The 16,446-nt window shown below is 47.1% G+C and carries 16 protein-coding genes; 4 read left to right on the top strand and 12 right to left on the bottom strand.

Features of this window, described 5'->3' with window-relative positions; genetic code table 11:
- Positions 1-71 precede the first annotated feature (71 nt).
- From G5332_RS03335 to G5332_RS03320, 4 genes are all read left to right on the top strand, one after another.
- Positions 72-1,235: a tyrosine-type recombinase/integrase gene (locus G5332_RS03335; protein ID WP_421249569.1), complete on the top strand. Its 1,164-nt coding sequence runs from the start codon at positions 72-74 to the stop codon at positions 1,233-1,235.
- Positions 1,236-1,584: 349 nt separating this feature from the next.
- Positions 1,585-2,037, top strand: a complete 453-nt coding sequence (locus G5332_RS03330) for a hypothetical protein (RefSeq protein ID WP_421171916.1) — start codon at positions 1,585-1,587, stop codon at positions 2,035-2,037.
- A 68-nt stretch (positions 2,038-2,105) separates the two neighbouring features.
- Complete coding sequence (locus tag G5332_RS03325; protein ID WP_421311109.1) at positions 2,106-4,976, top strand: hypothetical protein; 2,871 nt, start codon at positions 2,106-2,108, stop codon at positions 4,974-4,976.
- Positions 4,977-5,442: 466 nt separating this feature from the next.
- Entirely contained in the window at positions 5,443-5,850 is a 408-nt protein-coding gene (locus G5332_RS03320) for a hypothetical protein (protein ID WP_266136666.1), read from the top strand.
- A gap of 98 nt (positions 5,851-5,948) precedes the next feature.
- Here G5332_RS03320 and G5332_RS03315 read toward each other — a convergent pair whose 3' ends face one another.
- From G5332_RS03315 to G5332_RS03260, 12 genes are all read right to left on the bottom strand, one after another.
- Positions 5,949-6,938, bottom strand: coding sequence for a DUF4365 domain-containing protein (locus G5332_RS03315; protein WP_421249567.1), 990 nt, complete (start codon positions 6,936-6,938; stop codon positions 5,949-5,951).
- Between the two features lie 111 nt (positions 6,939-7,049).
- Positions 7,050-8,783 carry an ATP-binding protein gene (locus tag G5332_RS03310; RefSeq protein ID WP_421311108.1) on the bottom strand — a complete coding sequence of 578 codons (1,734 nt, stop codon included), beginning with the start codon at positions 8,781-8,783 and terminating at the stop codon, positions 7,050-7,052.
- 9 nt (positions 8,784-8,792) lie between these two features.
- Positions 8,793-9,806: an SIR2 family protein gene (locus tag G5332_RS03305; protein WP_421249566.1), complete on the bottom strand. Its 1,014-nt coding sequence runs from the start codon at positions 9,804-9,806 to the stop codon at positions 8,793-8,795.
- Between the two features lie 148 nt (positions 9,807-9,954).
- Positions 9,955-10,854, bottom strand: coding sequence for a hypothetical protein (locus G5332_RS03300; protein WP_421249565.1), 900 nt, complete (start codon positions 10,852-10,854; stop codon positions 9,955-9,957).
- A 295-nt stretch (positions 10,855-11,149) separates the two neighbouring features.
- Positions 11,150-11,503 carry a hypothetical protein gene (locus G5332_RS03295; protein WP_266136661.1) on the bottom strand — a complete coding sequence of 118 codons (354 nt, stop codon included), beginning with the start codon at positions 11,501-11,503 and terminating at the stop codon, positions 11,150-11,152.
- Between the two features lie 122 nt (positions 11,504-11,625).
- Positions 11,626-12,003 (bottom strand): hypothetical protein, encoded by a 378-nt coding sequence (locus G5332_RS03290; protein WP_421249564.1) that lies wholly within the window; start codon positions 12,001-12,003, stop codon positions 11,626-11,628.
- 324 nt (positions 12,004-12,327) lie between these two features.
- The gene (locus G5332_RS03285; protein ID WP_421249563.1) at positions 12,328-12,801 is read right to left on the bottom strand and encodes a hypothetical protein; all 474 of its coding nucleotides are present in this window, start codon (positions 12,799-12,801) and stop codon (positions 12,328-12,330) included.
- Positions 12,802-13,564: 763 nt separating this feature from the next.
- Positions 13,565-13,984: a DUF2787 family protein gene (locus G5332_RS03280; protein WP_421249562.1), complete on the bottom strand. Its 420-nt coding sequence runs from the start codon at positions 13,982-13,984 to the stop codon at positions 13,565-13,567.
- 61 nt (positions 13,985-14,045) lie between these two features.
- Entirely contained in the window at positions 14,046-14,738 is a 693-nt protein-coding gene (locus tag G5332_RS03275; protein ID WP_421249561.1) for a hypothetical protein, read from the bottom strand.
- Positions 14,739-14,861: 123 nt separating this feature from the next.
- Positions 14,862-15,164, bottom strand: a complete 303-nt coding sequence (locus tag G5332_RS03270) for a YkvA family protein (protein WP_025201450.1) — start codon at positions 15,162-15,164, stop codon at positions 14,862-14,864.
- Positions 15,157-15,513, bottom strand: coding sequence for a hypothetical protein (locus tag G5332_RS03265; protein WP_421171912.1), 357 nt, complete (start codon positions 15,511-15,513; stop codon positions 15,157-15,159). Before G5332_RS03265 ends, G5332_RS03270 begins: the two co-directional genes overlap by 8 nt.
- A gap of 147 nt (positions 15,514-15,660) precedes the next feature.
- The gene (locus G5332_RS03260; protein WP_421311107.1) at positions 15,661-16,437 is read right to left on the bottom strand and encodes a tyrosine-type recombinase/integrase; all 777 of its coding nucleotides are present in this window, start codon (positions 16,435-16,437) and stop codon (positions 15,661-15,663) included.
- Positions 16,438-16,446: the final 9 nt, after the last annotated feature.

The following is a 16,446-nucleotide window of genomic DNA, read 5'->3' as shown; positions in this document are numbered from 1 at the left end:
GAATGCATGTGATGTCAATGATGTAACCATCCTCGATGGCCTAGCATCCTCCTTTTTCTGAAGGAGGATCTATGTCCATTACTACTCTGAAACTGACAAAACGAGCTCTTGAGACCTTACCACCGCCAGCCAATGGCAAGCAGCAGGTATATCGTGATGCTGACGTAAGGCAGCTATACGTGTACCGGTACGCTCTATCTACGTCTTTCGTCTTCGACACAACTCATCGTTACAAACGGGTCTTCGAGACCATTGGTACCTATCCGCAGATCTCCATACAAGAGGCCAGGGACGAGGTGCATGCGAGGCTCCATAAACTTGCCCGCAATACGTATCCCCTGGGACAAAACAAAACCCTCCAAGAGATCTTTGAAACCGCCTATCTCGACGATATGCAGCTGCATAAGCGCAATACGCAGTCAGAGCTGTCCAAGGTCAGAAAACACATCCTGCCGGAGTTTGGAAGCCGTCGTCTAAAAACACTGGATCGCCAAACCGTTTTGGCCTTCCAAAGGCGACTTGCTGAACACCTCAAGCCCGCCACTGTGAACAAGATCTTGTCTGCCCTGTCGAGGATGCTGACCTTGGCCGTGGAGCACGGATACCTCTCTGTCTCACCGATGAATGGGTTACGGCAACTCAAGGAAAATAATGAACGCAAGCGGATCCTGAGCCTTGATGAACGCTCACGTTTTATCGATGCATGTTATGCCCAAAACTCGGAAGCAAGTCGGTCGTTTTTACTGTCTCTCTACACAGGGATGCGAATTGGGGAGGTGTGCTCCATAGAACAAGCCCACTTGCACCTCGATGAGGCTTACCTGATCCTGCCTACGACCAAGAATGGATTACCTCACCAAGTGGCCCTGACGTCTCATGCCATCAGGCTCATCGAAACACAGCAACTACTGGTCAACAAACAGAGGTTCCTTTTCCCCTCCTCCCAATCGTCTTCAGGGTACATGAGCTACCCACGGCATGCCTTTCAGCGGATTTGTGCTACAGCAGGGATCAGTGACCTTTGCATTCATGACCTCCGCCGAACCTTTGCCACGGAACTGATGCTACAGACGGGTGACATTGCCATGGTTGCACAGGCCCTGAACCACTCATCACTACAGATGGCGATGCGATATCAGCAACGCACCACGACCCATTTACTCCCTCATATCAATGCCACTCAACAGCAATGGCTCTCTGAAGACATACCACTGCCCGCAGCGTGTTCCAGTTGAGTTGCGCGGAACATCATTAAGACCCATTCGTAACCAAGATACACAAAATTCCGCAATGCATGTGTTGTCAATGCTTTGGGGGGTCAACTTCTGAATACTGCAATCCAGTCGAACGAACAGCACAAACGAGAGGTAGCGATGGACGATGTACATATGTTGACACGAAGTGAACTAGCTCAACGGTGGCGTGTAAGCAAAAGTTTTGTGGACAAGCAGATGGTCATCGCCCCTGAGACGTTACCCCCGTTCGTCACCATCGGTCGGCAGACCCGCTTCCCCATCCAGGAAGTCATCCGCTGGGAAAGTGAACGACTTTCTCGGCTTACTAACTGATAAGAAGGTAAACATTATGGCAATGCAAAGCACTACCCAAGCTCAAACCAACAAAACTTCTTCGTTCGTGCGTTGTGGCACCAACTTGTTAAAACTCAGCGCCCTCACACGGAGCCTGATACTGCCGTCACAGGGTGACGATGACACCTATTACCTCAGTCTCTGGCAACGTAATAACCCACAGCAGGCGGTGGCTGTTATGAAGTTCGATACGGAAGAAGAGGCGCTGACGGAGATGACCCAATTGTGTAAACAAGTTCAGCGCCAAACCAAAAGCAACCTGCTCGTGCTCGCCAACGGCTTCGTCGACATTGAATGGGTTGATCGTGTGGTTTCCATCGATAAGAACGAGGCGTTGCTCATCGGCCTGTTCAATGAATCTCCGCAGGTACAACCCCATTGGCTTGTGTTCAAGACCGAAGAAGAACGCAGCGCTTGCTTAGACACCATCACAGCCCGGCTGATCTAAGACATCCAGCCAAGCAACTGTAACAGAAGGGCCAGAGGGCCCTTTTTCAATTTCTAAGGCCAGACAAAATGAACAACTCGGCTATCCCCCTCGGTCTGTACGACATGGATTATGACCACGTCATGCGTGAAGGCAAAGTAATCACCAAGCCTGCCGATACCAGCACGCCCTCATCTACTGATGAGGCAATCGACCCGTTTGCTACGGCGACATCGCCGTTGGAGGCTGCTCTCGCTTCTATCTGGGAGCCCCCCTTACTCAACAACGGCAAACTGGTTAGCGCAGACGGGTCCTCGATTGCTGACGACACGCAAATCCCCGACTACCTGTTGTCAGCACAGGAGAATTCTACCAACAAGGCGCTGCGGTTACGCACCCAGCATTATCTCAAGCCTGGAGAGACAGTGGTTCCCGCAAAAGGGGCTAGACTTCATATCGGCATAGACAGCGAATACGTTTACAATCCCGCGACAAAGCGTAACGACATTCTCTCCTACCAGTTCTTTGCTATGACAGAGAAAGGAGAACATTCAGATATCATTTACCCCGCATCCAATCGGATATCTGATCGCCTGTGTTTCGATAAATTCCTCGGCCACATCGTAGTGGTATGTAAGGAAAAAGGGATACTCACGGAGTGGCCCAAGCACGTCTTTGTGTATGCTCATTTCCTAAGAGCAGACCTTGCCTCATTTGGCGACTTCTGGCGGTTCAAAACCCAGCTTAATGGCATTCGCCGAACAGTGGCGTCCATAAACAATGCCTATGGCATCGATCTTGAGAACATCTTGCACCGTCAAGCCAAACCAGCCCCGTTGATTTTGCGAGACAAGCAGCGTAAAGCACATCGAACCTTTGTTAACTTTGTCGATACTATGCTGCACACCCCTGGTGGTGCTGGTCTTGCCGCCGTTGGTGAACTCATTGGCTTACCAAAGTTGTCCCTCCCTGCAGGTCACTCCATTGATCGCATGGATGAGCTACTCGCTGGCAACAAGGCAGCCTTTGAAGCTTATGCCCTGCGCGATGCCGAAATTGCAGTCAAATATGGCCTACAACTCCATGCATTCGCTAAGACACTGGAGCTTTCATCCCTGCCAAAGACGATTGGCAGCTGTGCCACATCGGTGTTCCTGAAACATCTGCGCGAAACAGGTCAAGACCGGGACCTGCTATTTGGAACCCATGAGGTGGTGCAAACTGGATGGAGTAAAAATGCATCCAGACCTGTGACCAAGAAGGCTCGGGAAATGGCACCTGAAGCAAAGCTATTCGAGGGTTTTGCCATCGATTGCTACCACGGTGGACGGAATGAATGCTTTTGGGATGGCCCGACCCCACTATCGCTCTTCAACGATTTTGACCTCAGCGGAGCCTATACCACAGGGCTCGTTGACCTTTTTCCCCTTGATTATGAGCGAGGGCGAATGACCACCAACACAGCCGACTTCTGTGGCCATGTCTTTGGTCTTGCTCGCGTTAAATATAGATTTCCAGACGGGACACGTTACCCCAGCCTACCGGTGCGTACTGAAATTGGTCTGTTGTTTCCCCTCACTGGTGAATCTTTCTGTACCGCACCAGAGATCGAGGTCGCACTCCGTATGGGTTGCCAGATTGAGATATATCAGGGTGTCATCATCCCTTGGGCAGATACGCCACTGCGCCTGTTTGAGCCTTTTGTCTCGCAGGTTCGGGAAAAACGCCAATCGTATGTGAAGAAATCCTTCGAAGAGCTGCTTTGGAAAGAAATCGGTAACTCTCTCTATGGCAAGCTGGCACAAGGTTTGAGGGGCAAGTCAGCCTTCGATACATCCAGTGGATTGAGCAAACCCATTGAGCGCTCCGCCATCACCAACGCATTCTTTGCCGCGCATACGACCGGCCTGATCCGTGCCGTACTCGGAGAAGTCTTGGCCTCCATCCCCGCTCACCGAACAGTGGTGAGCGTCACGACGGATGGCTTCCTCACCGATGCAACCTATGACGAACTTGTGCTGACTGGCCCGATATGCCGCCGCTTTCAGGAACTGGGCGAACGACTGGATGGCCCTGGCTTTCGGATGCTGGAGCAAAAACACCAGGTTAAACAGGTCATCGCGATGAAGACTCGTGGTCAACTTACTCCCGAAGGCGTTGAGGGTCAGCCTCAGATCCTGGCCAAGGCTGGGGTTAAGCCCCCCTGCTCTAAGGACCAGCATCAGGCGTACATGCTTGACCTTTATCTGAATCGTACCCCCGGCCAAAAAGTCGAGAGTGACCATTTAATATCTACGGCTGAAATGTGGATCAATGAACGCGATCTCGTCTCCGTGAGCAGGTCAAAGACCCTGAATCTTGAGTTCGACTTCAAGCGGCAACCCATGCTGCCATCAATGCAGCACGTGCTGGGCACCGAGCATATTTGTTTTGATACACGCCCCTGGCCGACGGTAGCTGCCGCTATGGAGCAACGTGTGGTATTCGATAACTGGCGGCGGACGAACTGCCTGAAGACTCTCGATGACTGGGAGAACTGGGAGGATTACTTCGTCTGCAAGACGTCGATAAAAGGATTGCCAATGCGTATGACGGATGAGGGTTCGCTCGGCATCCTCAAGCGGGTTTTTCTGCGTGCTTATACCCAGTCCGCCTTCGGCATGACGAAAACGATGGGGTACGATGAGTTGGCCGAATGGCTGATGGTCAATGGCTGCCCAACCAGCGTGGATGACTGTAAGTCAGCCAAACGCGCCAAGCTGGTCGGGCAGTGTGTGCCAGTAACGACGCGCACCGTCCGCCTGATGAGGGCGATCTTGCAAGAGTGCCCAGGGATAGAGCTGGGGGCGCTGTTCAAGCCCGAGGACATGCCACAGCTCCAAAGCAGGTTGAATAACCCCAAGACCGAGATAGCGCAAATCACGCAGGATGCGCCGAGTCATGACGTGATAACCGACTGATTGATATAGCAATATCTGGTTAGTGTAATAAGGCGATTGGGGAAGCAACATAATGGTTGCTTCCCCTTCTCTTTTTAACTGGCTCTGTGATGATGACATGCGCTCCAGAAGACGAACCACCTGAGCCGCTTTAGACGACCGATAGCCTATCAGTGTGACCCGTGGGCATGAATGGCAGCAACGCAGGGTAAAACGGCGAGATGGATGGTTAAAACCGCTTCTCGAGGCAATCGCCTAACGCCCTGCTATGGGACTACCCCAGACTCAACTACAACGACCATAATCACTTCGACTCATTAGGCATTGGAAATGCCATGCGTTAACAGCCCACTGTGTGTTGAACGCCACTGCACTATTCACAATTTAAACCGTAACACATTGTTTTTCATTGAAATATTTTATTTTGCATAAAACTTTCATGCAAGTATACTTTGGACTATTGATTGTAAGGCTTGGAGAACTACCAATGGCAGATCCGTTTAACCCATCAGATACAAGTAACCCAACAAATACAGGCTACCAAGTTAATGTTGAAAACCATCAACAACAAGAAATTAAAGTAAGTAGAACGACTCAAGCTCTTGCTCGTGAAACTGTTGATATCTTAACACAGACAAAAGAATCACTAATTCGTGATATGTCTTCGCAAGTGATACCAACAGACCAAATACCCAGTTATTTTGTAAAATTAAACGATGTTCAGGGACAAATTGAGCAGCTAGCCAAACAACTTCACGAAAATGTGAGTGAAGAACTAACTGAACGAGATATAAAACACTTAGCTAAGAAAGCTAAAGAAATTGGTCAAGAAAGAGCTGGAAAGCTTTTTGGTATGAAACAACCGGAAGTATCAAGAACTCTTAGCGGGAAATAAAATTAATATGGTACAGTTTAAAACTTTCTAAGCCATAACGCCGTGCTCTACAGTAAATCTTAAGCACGGCGGAAATGTTTTCCAGCAGTATTATATTGTTAGCACTTTGAAATTAAATATTCAAAGCCGCCATCCTTTCTATATCGCTCATATTGATTATATCCAACATTTATAATTTCATCATGACCTGAAACCTGAGGAATTGGAAAATCGTAAACTAGCTTTAGATAAGTAAGAGACTTGTGCTTCCAATAGTACTTGCTGTCAAATACACGACCTTCATAATTCCGTAACACATCCAGTAAATGTGGCATTAATACTTTTAATGGCCTTTGAGCAACATAGTTGGCTACATCTTCTCCGCCTGCATTTTCTGTGACTCTCTTCCAGTAAGAAAAAGAATAAATATACCTCCTCTCTTCTTCTTTTAAGTCTCCGTATGCAATAGTGGAGGACCAAAGCAAAACTTTACTGACTTCCAAGAATGTCTCGAATATATCTAATTGGTCAACGGGCATATGGAAGTCATAATGAAATACATCCGCATAGAGATCAAAGAAATGCTTTAAATTTTTTAGTGCCATTCTGTGGCTGTAAATTTCATCCATCAAGGATGGTGAGTGTGCATATAGTTTAGTAAATAATGATGGGATGATTGCGTGATGCTTGTCATCGTGTTGCACAAATTCGATTGTTTTAGTTTTATTAGAACCGTCTATAAGTTTTATCACCTGCCAGAAAAGAGGCTTTGATATGTATATATTTTCCGTTTTAAGGTCGACAACATATGCAATAACATGTGTTTTATGACTCAACTCCGCCCAATAATTTAATGTACTCTGTTTAATGCCACCTACTGTAGGTACTGAGTCTGTTTTCCTAATAGTTAAATAGTCTGAAGACTTTACCTGTGCTTTTATATATTTCCCTGTTACTTTATCATCTTCAACCAACTCAATCTCAAAGTCGATGCCATAGTCATTGTCGGTTAAATTTCTAAATATCCCTAAATCCCTTAACTTATAAAGTAGAATAGCGTAAGAATCGGATTCTGCTTTGTGTTGTTTAATTCTCTTTGGGAAATCCATCTATCATTGATTCTCTAGTTTGTTTTTTTGTAATGCTAGCGATCAGCGGCGCACTTTAGCGCGACCGCTGCGGGCTGGAACGAATTGTTAATACGAGTTCAGATTGAAACTCTATTGAATACTCTGCTTGCGCCAATTTTCGATGGCTATCGACAACCGTTTCTCCTTGACTGGATTTTGCCATTCATCCCAGAAATTCACCGTACCGCTATTCGGTTTATTTTTGGGCTCATCGATCCTGATTCGGCTCGGAAGTAAGCTCGCATCACCGACAACCAAAGCCTCGCCGGTGTCAAGTGTGGGAAGTATATCACTGAACCCGCCAAGACTATCAGGAAGCAATCTCTTGATAACCCCCTGGTCCTCAGCGTTTGTCAACCTCATGGATACAAAGTTGCTGCATTGGCTAAGCATCGTCTTATTCACCTCGGAGGGACGCTGGCTTATCACCACAAGGCTAACGCCGTATTTACGGCCTTCTTTAGCAATTCGCTCGAAAATATCCAGTGAGATATCATCGGCAGAATCTGCCATATTGCGCTGAGGCATGTAGAGGTGCGCTTCATCGCAGAGGAGTGCGATAGGGTGGCGTAACTCAGAGGGAGTCCACTGCTGGACGGAGAAAGTGACCCGTGCGACGAGGGAAACGATCAATGGCAGGACGTCTGATGGAACCTCTGAAAAATCGATAATCTTGCTCCCGGCCTTACCATTCTCACCAGTGCTGCCCAGAACGGCATTGGTGAACTTCTCAAGCCAGCCAAAATCCAGAATATCTCCGCCGCCATTGAACATGAAGCCAAGGCGTCTATCGGAGATTTTGTTCTCAAGCCGGGAAATCATGCGGGCAAGCTTACCGAAGAAATCGCCTTGTTTTTCTGTGCCAGCCTTGGCGCCGGGAACCATTTCTACGTTGATTTCATTCAACCGCCCAATAAGGACATCTAGAGAAAATGGAACCGGGCTGTCGACAGTGAAATGCTTCAACACTTCCTGCTGATCGTTATCTTCTAGGTACTTTTGCTTCGCCTGGTTGATTTCACGAGCCATAATCATGGCTTGGTTAGGCGCGTTTTGGTCACTGCGATCAACGAACATGGACACGAGCGCTTCATATGAAAGCAACCAATAAGGTAGGTAAAGCACATCATCATCAATAGTACGCTTTGCCTCAACATCCGCCGGTCCGGCGACCTTGAAGTGTTGAAGACCATCACCGACTAGAGGCGCATATTCTCCATGAAGGTCTAGGACAATGGCATTCGCCGTTGAGAGTCCCGACATCTGCTCGATGATCTTTGCGGTCGTCCAGGACTTACCCGAACCAGTGCTACCACCGATGAATGCGTGACGTTGGAAGAATTTATTGCCATTTAGATAGGCAACTGCATGCTCGTCCAGCGTGTATTTCCCAAGTGTCAATGAGTTGCCACCTGCTGCTACATTGGAAAGCGTCCGCATGAAGCCTGTGAGGTTTTCGCCTTCCAGCGAAAAGCAATTAGCATCGATTTCAGGAACACTTTCGAGGGTGCGACGAAATACGTTTTCCCTCACTCCGTCACGATCCAGCATGGTGCCAATCAGGGTGATACGGCACAAATTGAGCTCCGAGTTCTGGTCGTTGATTCCATCATTGATAATACTTTCGATGACGCGCTTGCGGGTCACCTGCGTGATGAGGCCAATGAGGTGCTGCCCAGGGCGACTGCTTTGGAGGACAGCGAGATGATTAACTTGTAATCTTTTGAGTTGGTCAACGTTTTCCACTTCCACGATCACGTTTGTTGTGTCTACAGAAGCCACCTTTCCAAGGGCTTCTTCGTCCTTAAAGTTAAAAATAGACATGTCTCATTCCTACATAATTAGTGACATATATCCTTCGAAACTCCAGATATTTTGATCAACGACCACTGGAGACTTACTCAGGGAAGAGTAGACAATCGACTGATTGTCAGTTTCGCCTCGTTCTATTGCCAAATAATTTTGTGCATTGCCATTTATAATGAGTTTTCTGGCGGCAGCAGAAAGAGCATAAGTAATAATTGTAATCGGCGTTTTCTGACGCAGGCATTTCGCTACAAGCTTTGGCTGAATATGTTCATCATTGAAGCCGTAGCCAATACACAGATACGAATTGGCATGTTTTATGGCCTCATCAGCGTTGTTTATAATTGAACGAAAAGGCTCTAAATGTGTTTTTTGATATTTATGCGCCCCTGGCGTAACGATCTGCGCTTCGTAATTTTCTGGTATAGAATGGATGTTAACAAGAGCAACAGTATCTTCGAGAGGGGACTGAAACCAGTCTAGAGAGCCGTGTACTTTCCATATATTAACCCGGCGGGAAGCAGTTATTTCAGTTGGGGTTGATAGTTGACGAAAGTAACCATGTGTGAAGCCGGTGTAGTGATGTATTCTGCCTTGATCACAAGCATACTCTGCCAAACGATCATAATTTGTAGTGATGATGTTTATCATCTTGAGACTGCTTTTGAACATATGCTCAAGTAAGCGACTCAAGGGGAACATGGCATTGTTTTGAAGAGAGTTTTGAAAAATATAAATATCTTCCTGGTTAATGAGTGTCCAAGTTGCTTTAATAATTCTTGCGGTCAGCGTGTCGGAAAGAGTGACTTTATGCAATGCAGTCTCGAGGTCTATCCCTTCTTGTAAAACCCGACAGAATTCACTCCAAGCAACGATCTCTGCATCGGACAAATCAGAAATATCTGTGTGCATGACCAAATGATTCGCAAGAGCCACCATTCCAGACATTCCGTGTGCGGCCGAGGCACCACTGCCCAGAATAATAGCAGGAGCCTTACCATAAAAATCCTGAGCTTGTTTTTTGTAGTCTAACTGGGACATATTGCTCTTCTCTTCCTCTATATTCTATGCATTCATTTTTGTTAAATTAATTTTTCATGAATAACCGCACTTCTCACTGTAGAGCTCCGTGCTCATCGGATTTCTTGGTGCAAGATGTAAAAAAATGTGAATGCAGTACTTTGTTTGCTTATAGCCCTACAGATCGCACTAGTTCATTATTTGACCTATAGAATACCTCTTCAGAGGAAGTGCCTGATTTAAAAATCGGTACACTAAAACACCTCTCGTAAAGCCCCACAGTTTCCTCTTTGAGATGAAGAACGGGAACACGCCAATGAAACATTACTGAGATGCAATGCTCACCATATTTGTCGAAATGCCTTTTAACTTCAGGTGAAGATTCGTTATCAGATTTTTTCAAAATGGCAGGTACAGCATTTATATCATCAGTAACCAAAAAATTTAAGTTTGGGTTTATAAGAGCGGTCAAATCAATAGCTGCTACTCCTTTTTGATTTCTACAATCATTCTCGATAAAACGCTTCATAGATTGCTTGAGAGCATTTTCTATGTTTTTCCCCACAGTCTCTTCTTTTGCTGGCCTTTTGCATTCTACAAAAATGGAGTCCTCAGCATTGTGGGCATTAAAATCAGCAATAGTGTTAAAGTTGAGGTCGTACCCAGCACGTTTGAAATATCTAGCCATATATAGTTCAAACGAAAAATTTCTCGCAGAGCTAGGCTTGGCAATGCTTAACTCATCACTATACAACTCAACCCCTGAAAGGGATTTTTTCAAACTTTCATACACTTCCTTGCACTCAATTTCTTCTAGTTTATCTTTTATTTCAATCACCTCATAAGCTTCATAAATAGCACTGGCGTAATTTTTGTTGGTGACTATTTCCAGAATAGTCTCATTCCCCCAGTTATGAATAAGAGATTCATAATGTGTTTGATATCTTTTTAACCGACTAGGCCCTATGTTAAAGCCTTTAGAATCAAGCCAGTTTAATGCTTCTACATATTTTTTAAGAGTAGTAGAGAGTTTTTCCTTTGTTAAGACGGAATTCGTAATCACAGACATATGTTTTCCTGAATGAGGTTCTTCGAGTAGAAGATAACAGATATACCCAACGGTGTTTTGCCGTGTACCTGCATTAGTGGATGCCACATAGCATGAGCATCCAAAATAAGACTTCATACCTATAAATCAACGACATCAAGGCATTGCCTCGTTGCTTTGTCTAATGTGGCAATCCACGCTACAGCCCCAGGCTGCCGCTACCAGATTGCTCAGGCATCAGGTTGCGGCAAACACTAATTTGCGTAAGAGTCCTGCCATATCACCACCACATTGGACCTAGCGACGGGTTATGCGTTTACCCCAAGATTTCAACTTTTTCTCGCGCCAGTGGTAAGTGAATATTTTTTATTACACCGTTTTCAAATTCAACTGTAGCGCTATGGCCAAAGTGGTTATTGGCATTGGTGGTTCTAACAAGACCTTTTATTTCCCCGATACCAAAAAGAAAGTGCTTTATTCGTGTACCTACATCGTAGGATGCCTCTCCTTCTAGAACGAGTTCAACACCAGTGAGTTGGCTCGAAATCGGGTCGCTTTTTCCAAAATCAATTTCTCTTGCCTGCCGTTTCGCCGATATTTCATCTTCGGCTACGATGTTTACCTCAAAAGTTTGCTCGACCCTAATTTTTGCACTGTAGTACTTTGGCATACCGATACTCCTTACATTATATTTTACGTATAACACCACATTCAGGGGCTTGCTCCGCTGCAATGCCCTGTTAGCCGTTTGGAGGATTGTTTGAGCTTTAGCTTGAACGCCTTATTAGCTTTTTATGGTGTAGTATATGACTTACTTTCTAATAAACCATTTGGTGATAAAGTTAAACTAAAGCGTTTAAACAAACCGAAAAATACATTGTACGGCATATCAATTTCAACTACGTTTAGAGTAAGAGCATCACCTTCAACTCTCATTTTTTCTTGGATATTCTCATAACCTGAAACATCAGAATGTAGGAATCTGACTGTTAGTGTATTTTGTCTAACATTATGCACAGACGAAAAAACCTGAATTCCAAATACATAGTCTTCTTTAGTGATTTTTTGGTTATTTCTTAAGTAATCAGTTGCATACTGATTATCATCACGATCTGCATGAACAATCCCATCAAGATCTTTATATTGAACACCTGGTTCAAAAATTGTCATAAGTAGTACCTCTTGGATTTATTGATTGATGCAACGAAAAGAAAGCTAACAACTATACTCACTGGCGTTATGCTGCATATTTGCGTTGGTGGATGTCACATAGCATGAGCATCCCACATTCGACTTCATATCCATAAATTACGCATCATCAATGCATTAAACAAACTCGTTGCTCTAACCGATCTGACGCTCACAGCTGATTTCTACCTACCCAATTTTGAGACCTCTCGAATCGCCAGACGCACCCGCTCTAGGCTGTCGCTACCAGATTGCTCAGACCTCGGGAAGTAACAATAAGCACAAGACCTGTGAGAAAAAAATGGGCTAGACTCCCAGCGCCTTTTTTGCATTTGAAGCTATCACGGACGAACAAGCCTCAGCTTCTTCTCTGAGCATGCCAAGCTTTTCGGAATCCACTGAACTCGTTTCAATTCGAAATAACTTATTTGCAAAGTTCAATACGGCTTTGTACGAGTCATTCTCGAGAAAAATGACACTCGAATGTGCATGAGCTTGTAATTTAAACATTGCTTCATTAAACTGCAATTTTTGTGCTTCGAATGAAGCTTCGTCGTGATTTACATCATCGAGTTCAACATCAAGCACCATGTCTGCATAGATTATAATTCGACTAAGATAGTCTGAAATATCTGAATAACATTGTAATTTTTTATCCCACCATTTTTCAGACTTGAACTTACGCAAAGCAAATTTAACTGATAAAAATGACACTGGTATTGCTATAACCACTGATGAGACAAGTTCTAATACTACCTTTCCGATTTCATCCAAACTCATAGATTTCCTTTTTAGCTCTAACAGCTATATTCAACGGCGCTTTGCCGCATATCTGCATTGATGGGCCCGTATAGCATGAGTATCAAAGATACGACTTCGCACCATAAACCCCCGCATCAATCCTACACTCGAGCCCGTCTTCCTACCCAATGTGGCGAACGCAGCAGATTTTCTACCTAACCAACATTGAGATCCATGCGGCTCGCAACACGCTACCGCCCCAGGCTGTCGCTACCAGATTGCTCAGACCTCAGGTTGTGACAGACACTAATTAATGATGCGTAAGAGTCCCACCTTATCACCTCATTGAGTTGATGAACATTTGCGGTCATCACACTATGAGCGGTTGCGCGAACTTTCTTGGTTGTCGACCGTTCAGGGGGCAGAGACACTTTGGGACTGACTGCGCAATCAATCCCTGTTGCATAAGAGGATAACCACATAACCAACTGATAATTAATGTAAATCATGCTTGGTGGAATAACGCTATTGGGGATACACACATATCTGTCTTTCTCCCTCCTCGCTGATGACAAAAAAACAAGCCACCCAGCCACGGGCCGGGGATACTTGTTTTGGGGGATAGGTGGTGAAAGGGACACCTGAAACAGCCGAGGGATGGACTAACCTACTGAGCCGCTGACCGGTTTCGAGTTGGGTTAGTCCATGGCTCCTTGCCCCGCATGGAAAGGTAAACATGACAACGCCACTGCCAGTACCAAACCGCCGCAGGTTCCTGTTCCTCTCCTGTCCGGTGCGACGGTTACGCAGCCACTGAGACGGTAAACACGCCCATCTGGTAGTAACTGACGAAGTTCGACTCCCACATCGTATAGAGCTCCATGGCCGACGCTGGTCCCATCTGGCCGTAACGGAGCAGGTAGTATTCTTCGCACAAAAAGTTGAAGTCGATCTCCTTGACCAACTCAGCCATCTCCTCCGGCCCCTGATAACTAAAGTCCGTCACGTAATCGAATTGCCACCGGTCTTTACGCTTTAGCAGCCGAATTTCCACCGGATGAAACCCGCCACGAACCGGGCCGTAATCCGGATCTCGGAAGTTGAAGACCAGACTGGATTTTCCCTTCAGCACTGTTCCAGATCTAACCAGTTCCTGATCCAGAATACTCATCAATGCCTGACTGACAGGCAGGGCAAAGCCATCCGCAAATGGGATCGTCATAATCACCTCAGTTTGGTTGTTTGGGGGGCTCACCCTTGGACAGGTGAGCACTATGCAGGGGTTATTCGAAGGTAGGAGCTAAGGTACAGAGCTCATTGGTTAGCGACCCCAAGCGCTCAAGGTAATCAGGCACCAGTTCGTGCAGCATCGGATTGCCGTCAGCCTTCTGGATCAACTTCAGCCCGTCCGAGCGCAGAATGGCTGATAAGAATCCGGCGTTATTGGCGCTGCCCCCTTTAAACAGTCGCTTCATGACGCTGGATTTAAACGGCTTGTCTGCGGGCAAGGAGCGCAAGATGCCGTCAATCTCTGACAACGCAATCCACTCCTTGCTATGCAGCCCCCTACCCTGATTGCCGGTGATTTTCAGGAACAACTCGCCGGTCTCCTCATGGCAACCGAGAGCGTAGAAGATCAAGCCTTCTGACCTGGCACTGAGTTTCTCTGCGGTATAACGGATCAACGTATGTATGGGGTCTGTGACGCTGGGGAGATCATTGTTTGATTCAATGACCGGCTCAGTATTCACAGCTCCATCAACGCCTGTAGGGATATGGAGTGGGTCGGGGCTGCCAGGCACGGACTCTGCGGTGTCGCCGGGTCCAGGCCTGGCCTTGTCGGCGTCAGCCGCAAGGGCTGGCGAGAGAGGCTCGGCGCAGCCGCTTGCTCCGGATGTGAGTGGGCTCTCTTCGGCTGGCGTGGCGCTGGCAGGTTTAGGGGTCTCTTCAACACGGTATTTACGGGGTCTTGCCATGATAATGTCCTTACAAATGGATTAGATGATCGGCGATTCATAATCCCCGGATCATCGGTAAAAGGGTCATAGATAAAGGGTCATAGAAAACGCGATAGCGTGACAGGACCGACTCCATCACTGTCACAGTGATCTCATTCGGTCTTTCGCGGATTGACGGTGGTGCGACTTAACCGGCAGTGCGGCTAATGCCGAGGTGATGACCGATAAGTCATCCAGATAACCGGCAAATGGAATGGGATCTGGTACCACGTCGAACGGGTTTACCAGATAAGCCAACGCACCGATGATGAGCGCATAGCACCAGACCGGCAGATCGCCATCCGTGAGCAGGACATACAAGAGCACGGCCTTCTCCAGCAGCTCCTTAATCCCCTTGATCTCTTTTAACTTGCGCATGATGTCGCTATGGCTGGGATTACTCATGGTGCATCCCCTCCAGGGTGGTGATCAGCGGTGCATCTGAGTGGATCAGCAGGTAAATCCCAGCACCCTCATCGTTGAGAATGGCCAGCAACAAACGCCAATCTTCGGATATGGCGAACTCTTGCTCCGGGTAACGCAAACCGAACATCACCTGATTCTGGGTATGCTGTGGCATGGCTTGGAACTCACTCACCGAGTCCGTCATCTCGATAATGACCAGACTACAACCGGTCGTGTCCCAGAATGCTCTTGCCTCCTCTACTGATGAAAAGGGTTCGATAATTTGCTCCATGACCGAGACATGGAGTGCCGGGTAGGCCGCGAGCAATGTCTCCTCCGGCCATTCCATACAAGTTTTCATCGTGTTTCTCTCCAACAAAAAGGCCCTTAAGCTCAGATGAACTTAAGGGCCTGGGAACTGTGAAATGTGGACCAACAGCCGATGTGACAGCGCTGTCTGGTTATTAATATCTGTTTATAAACAATACCTTTTCGGTCATTCCGCTTGGATCATCGACGAGAGACCTTCACTGATATTGCGGCTGCGCTCAGAAGTCAGCTTTGCATACCGCTGGGAGGATTGAATGCTGGCGTGGGCCAATTGCGCCTTGACGTCATACAGGCTGTATTGCCCGGAAGAGACCAAGGCGCTGGCGACCGAATGGCGAGCCGTATGGAAGCAAACCTCATCAAGGTTTTCGATACCGGCTTTCTGCAACACCCGCTCATAGGCGCACCTTGGTTCACCGATGGGCTTACCCTGGCAGCGAATATGCTGGCTCGCGAACACATAGGGATTACCGGCTATTCTGGGGAGCTTCTCCAGAATATCGATAGCCAACGCACTCAGGTAAATGATCCGGCTCTTGCCATTCTTGGTCAGGGGTACGAACAGCGTCTTATCCTCCCAGTTCACATGTTCCCATTTAGCGAGTAACACCTCTGACTTTCTTGCCCCCGTCAGGTAGAGCATCGCGATGAAGCTGCCTGCGGCTTGATTGCGATCCTGCAATGCCACCTCAATGACCCGTTTCATCTCTTCAATCGATAGGAAACGCGTCCTGGCATTGTCCTCCTTCAACAGCTTGATCTTGGCCGCCTCGTTGGTGTCCAGAATGCCCCAGCGCACCGCATAGCTGCCCATGGTCTTTAACTGGGCCAGAACCCGGTTGGCGGTACTCGGTGCGTAGGCCGTCTGCTGAGGGTTGTTGGGGTGAACCATCTCCGATTGCAACTGCAGGACATCCATCGCCTTGAGTTGCCGGTAACGCATGGCACCAAA

The sequence above is a fragment of the Aeromonas sp. 603757 genome, from assembly GCF_049171255.1.
Classification (GTDB): domain Bacteria; phylum Pseudomonadota; class Gammaproteobacteria; order Enterobacterales; family Aeromonadaceae; genus Aeromonas; species Aeromonas veronii_A.
This window is presented reverse-complemented; position numbering and strand designations above follow the sequence as displayed.

What these genes read in the sequence shown, in the direction of transcription:
- G5332_RS03315 (WP_421249567.1), bottom strand. Translation starts at nt 6,938, where the DNA reads ATGGATTTCCCAAAGAGAATTAAACAACACAAAGCAGAATCCGATTCT.
- G5332_RS03310 (WP_421311108.1), bottom strand. Translation starts at nt 8,783, where the DNA reads ATGTCTATTTTTAACTTTAAGGACGAAGAAGCCCTTGGAAAGGTGGCT.
- G5332_RS03320 (WP_266136666.1), top strand. Translation starts at nt 5,443, where the DNA reads ATGGCAGATCCGTTTAACCCATCAGATACAAGTAACCCAACAAATACA.
- G5332_RS03285 (WP_421249563.1), bottom strand. Translation starts at nt 12,801, where the DNA reads ATGAGTTTGGATGAAATCGGAAAGGTAGTATTAGAACTTGTCTCATCA.
- G5332_RS03300 (WP_421249565.1), bottom strand. Translation starts at nt 10,854, where the DNA reads ATGTCTGTGATTACGAATTCCGTCTTAACAAAGGAAAAACTCTCTACT.
- G5332_RS03275 (WP_421249561.1), bottom strand. Translation starts at nt 14,738, where the DNA reads ATGGCAAGACCCCGTAAATACCGTGTTGAAGAGACCCCTAAACCTGCC.
- G5332_RS03330 (WP_421171916.1), top strand. Translation starts at nt 1,585, where the DNA reads ATGGCAATGCAAAGCACTACCCAAGCTCAAACCAACAAAACTTCTTCG.
- G5332_RS03335 (WP_421249569.1), top strand. Translation starts at nt 72, where the DNA reads ATGTCCATTACTACTCTGAAACTGACAAAACGAGCTCTTGAGACCTTA.
- G5332_RS03265 (WP_421171912.1), bottom strand. Translation starts at nt 15,513, where the DNA reads ATGGAATGGCCGGAGGAGACATTGCTCGCGGCCTACCCGGCACTCCAT.
- G5332_RS03290 (WP_421249564.1), bottom strand. Translation starts at nt 12,003, where the DNA reads ATGACAATTTTTGAACCAGGTGTTCAATATAAAGATCTTGATGGGATT.
- G5332_RS03260 (WP_421311107.1), bottom strand. Translation starts at nt 16,437, where the DNA reads ATGCGTTACCGGCAACTCAAGGCGATGGATGTCCTGCAGTTGCAATCG.
- G5332_RS03270 (WP_025201450.1), bottom strand. Translation starts at nt 15,164, where the DNA reads ATGAGTAATCCCAGCCATAGCGACATCATGCGCAAGTTAAAAGAGATC.
- G5332_RS03305 (WP_421249566.1), bottom strand. Translation starts at nt 9,806, where the DNA reads ATGTCCCAGTTAGACTACAAAAAACAAGCTCAGGATTTTTATGGTAAG.
- G5332_RS03295 (WP_266136661.1), bottom strand. Translation starts at nt 11,503, where the DNA reads ATGCCAAAGTACTACAGTGCAAAAATTAGGGTCGAGCAAACTTTTGAG.
- G5332_RS03325 (WP_421311109.1), top strand. Translation starts at nt 2,106, where the DNA reads ATGAACAACTCGGCTATCCCCCTCGGTCTGTACGACATGGATTATGAC.
- G5332_RS03280 (WP_421249562.1), bottom strand. Translation starts at nt 13,984, where the DNA reads ATGACGATCCCATTTGCGGATGGCTTTGCCCTGCCTGTCAGTCAGGCA.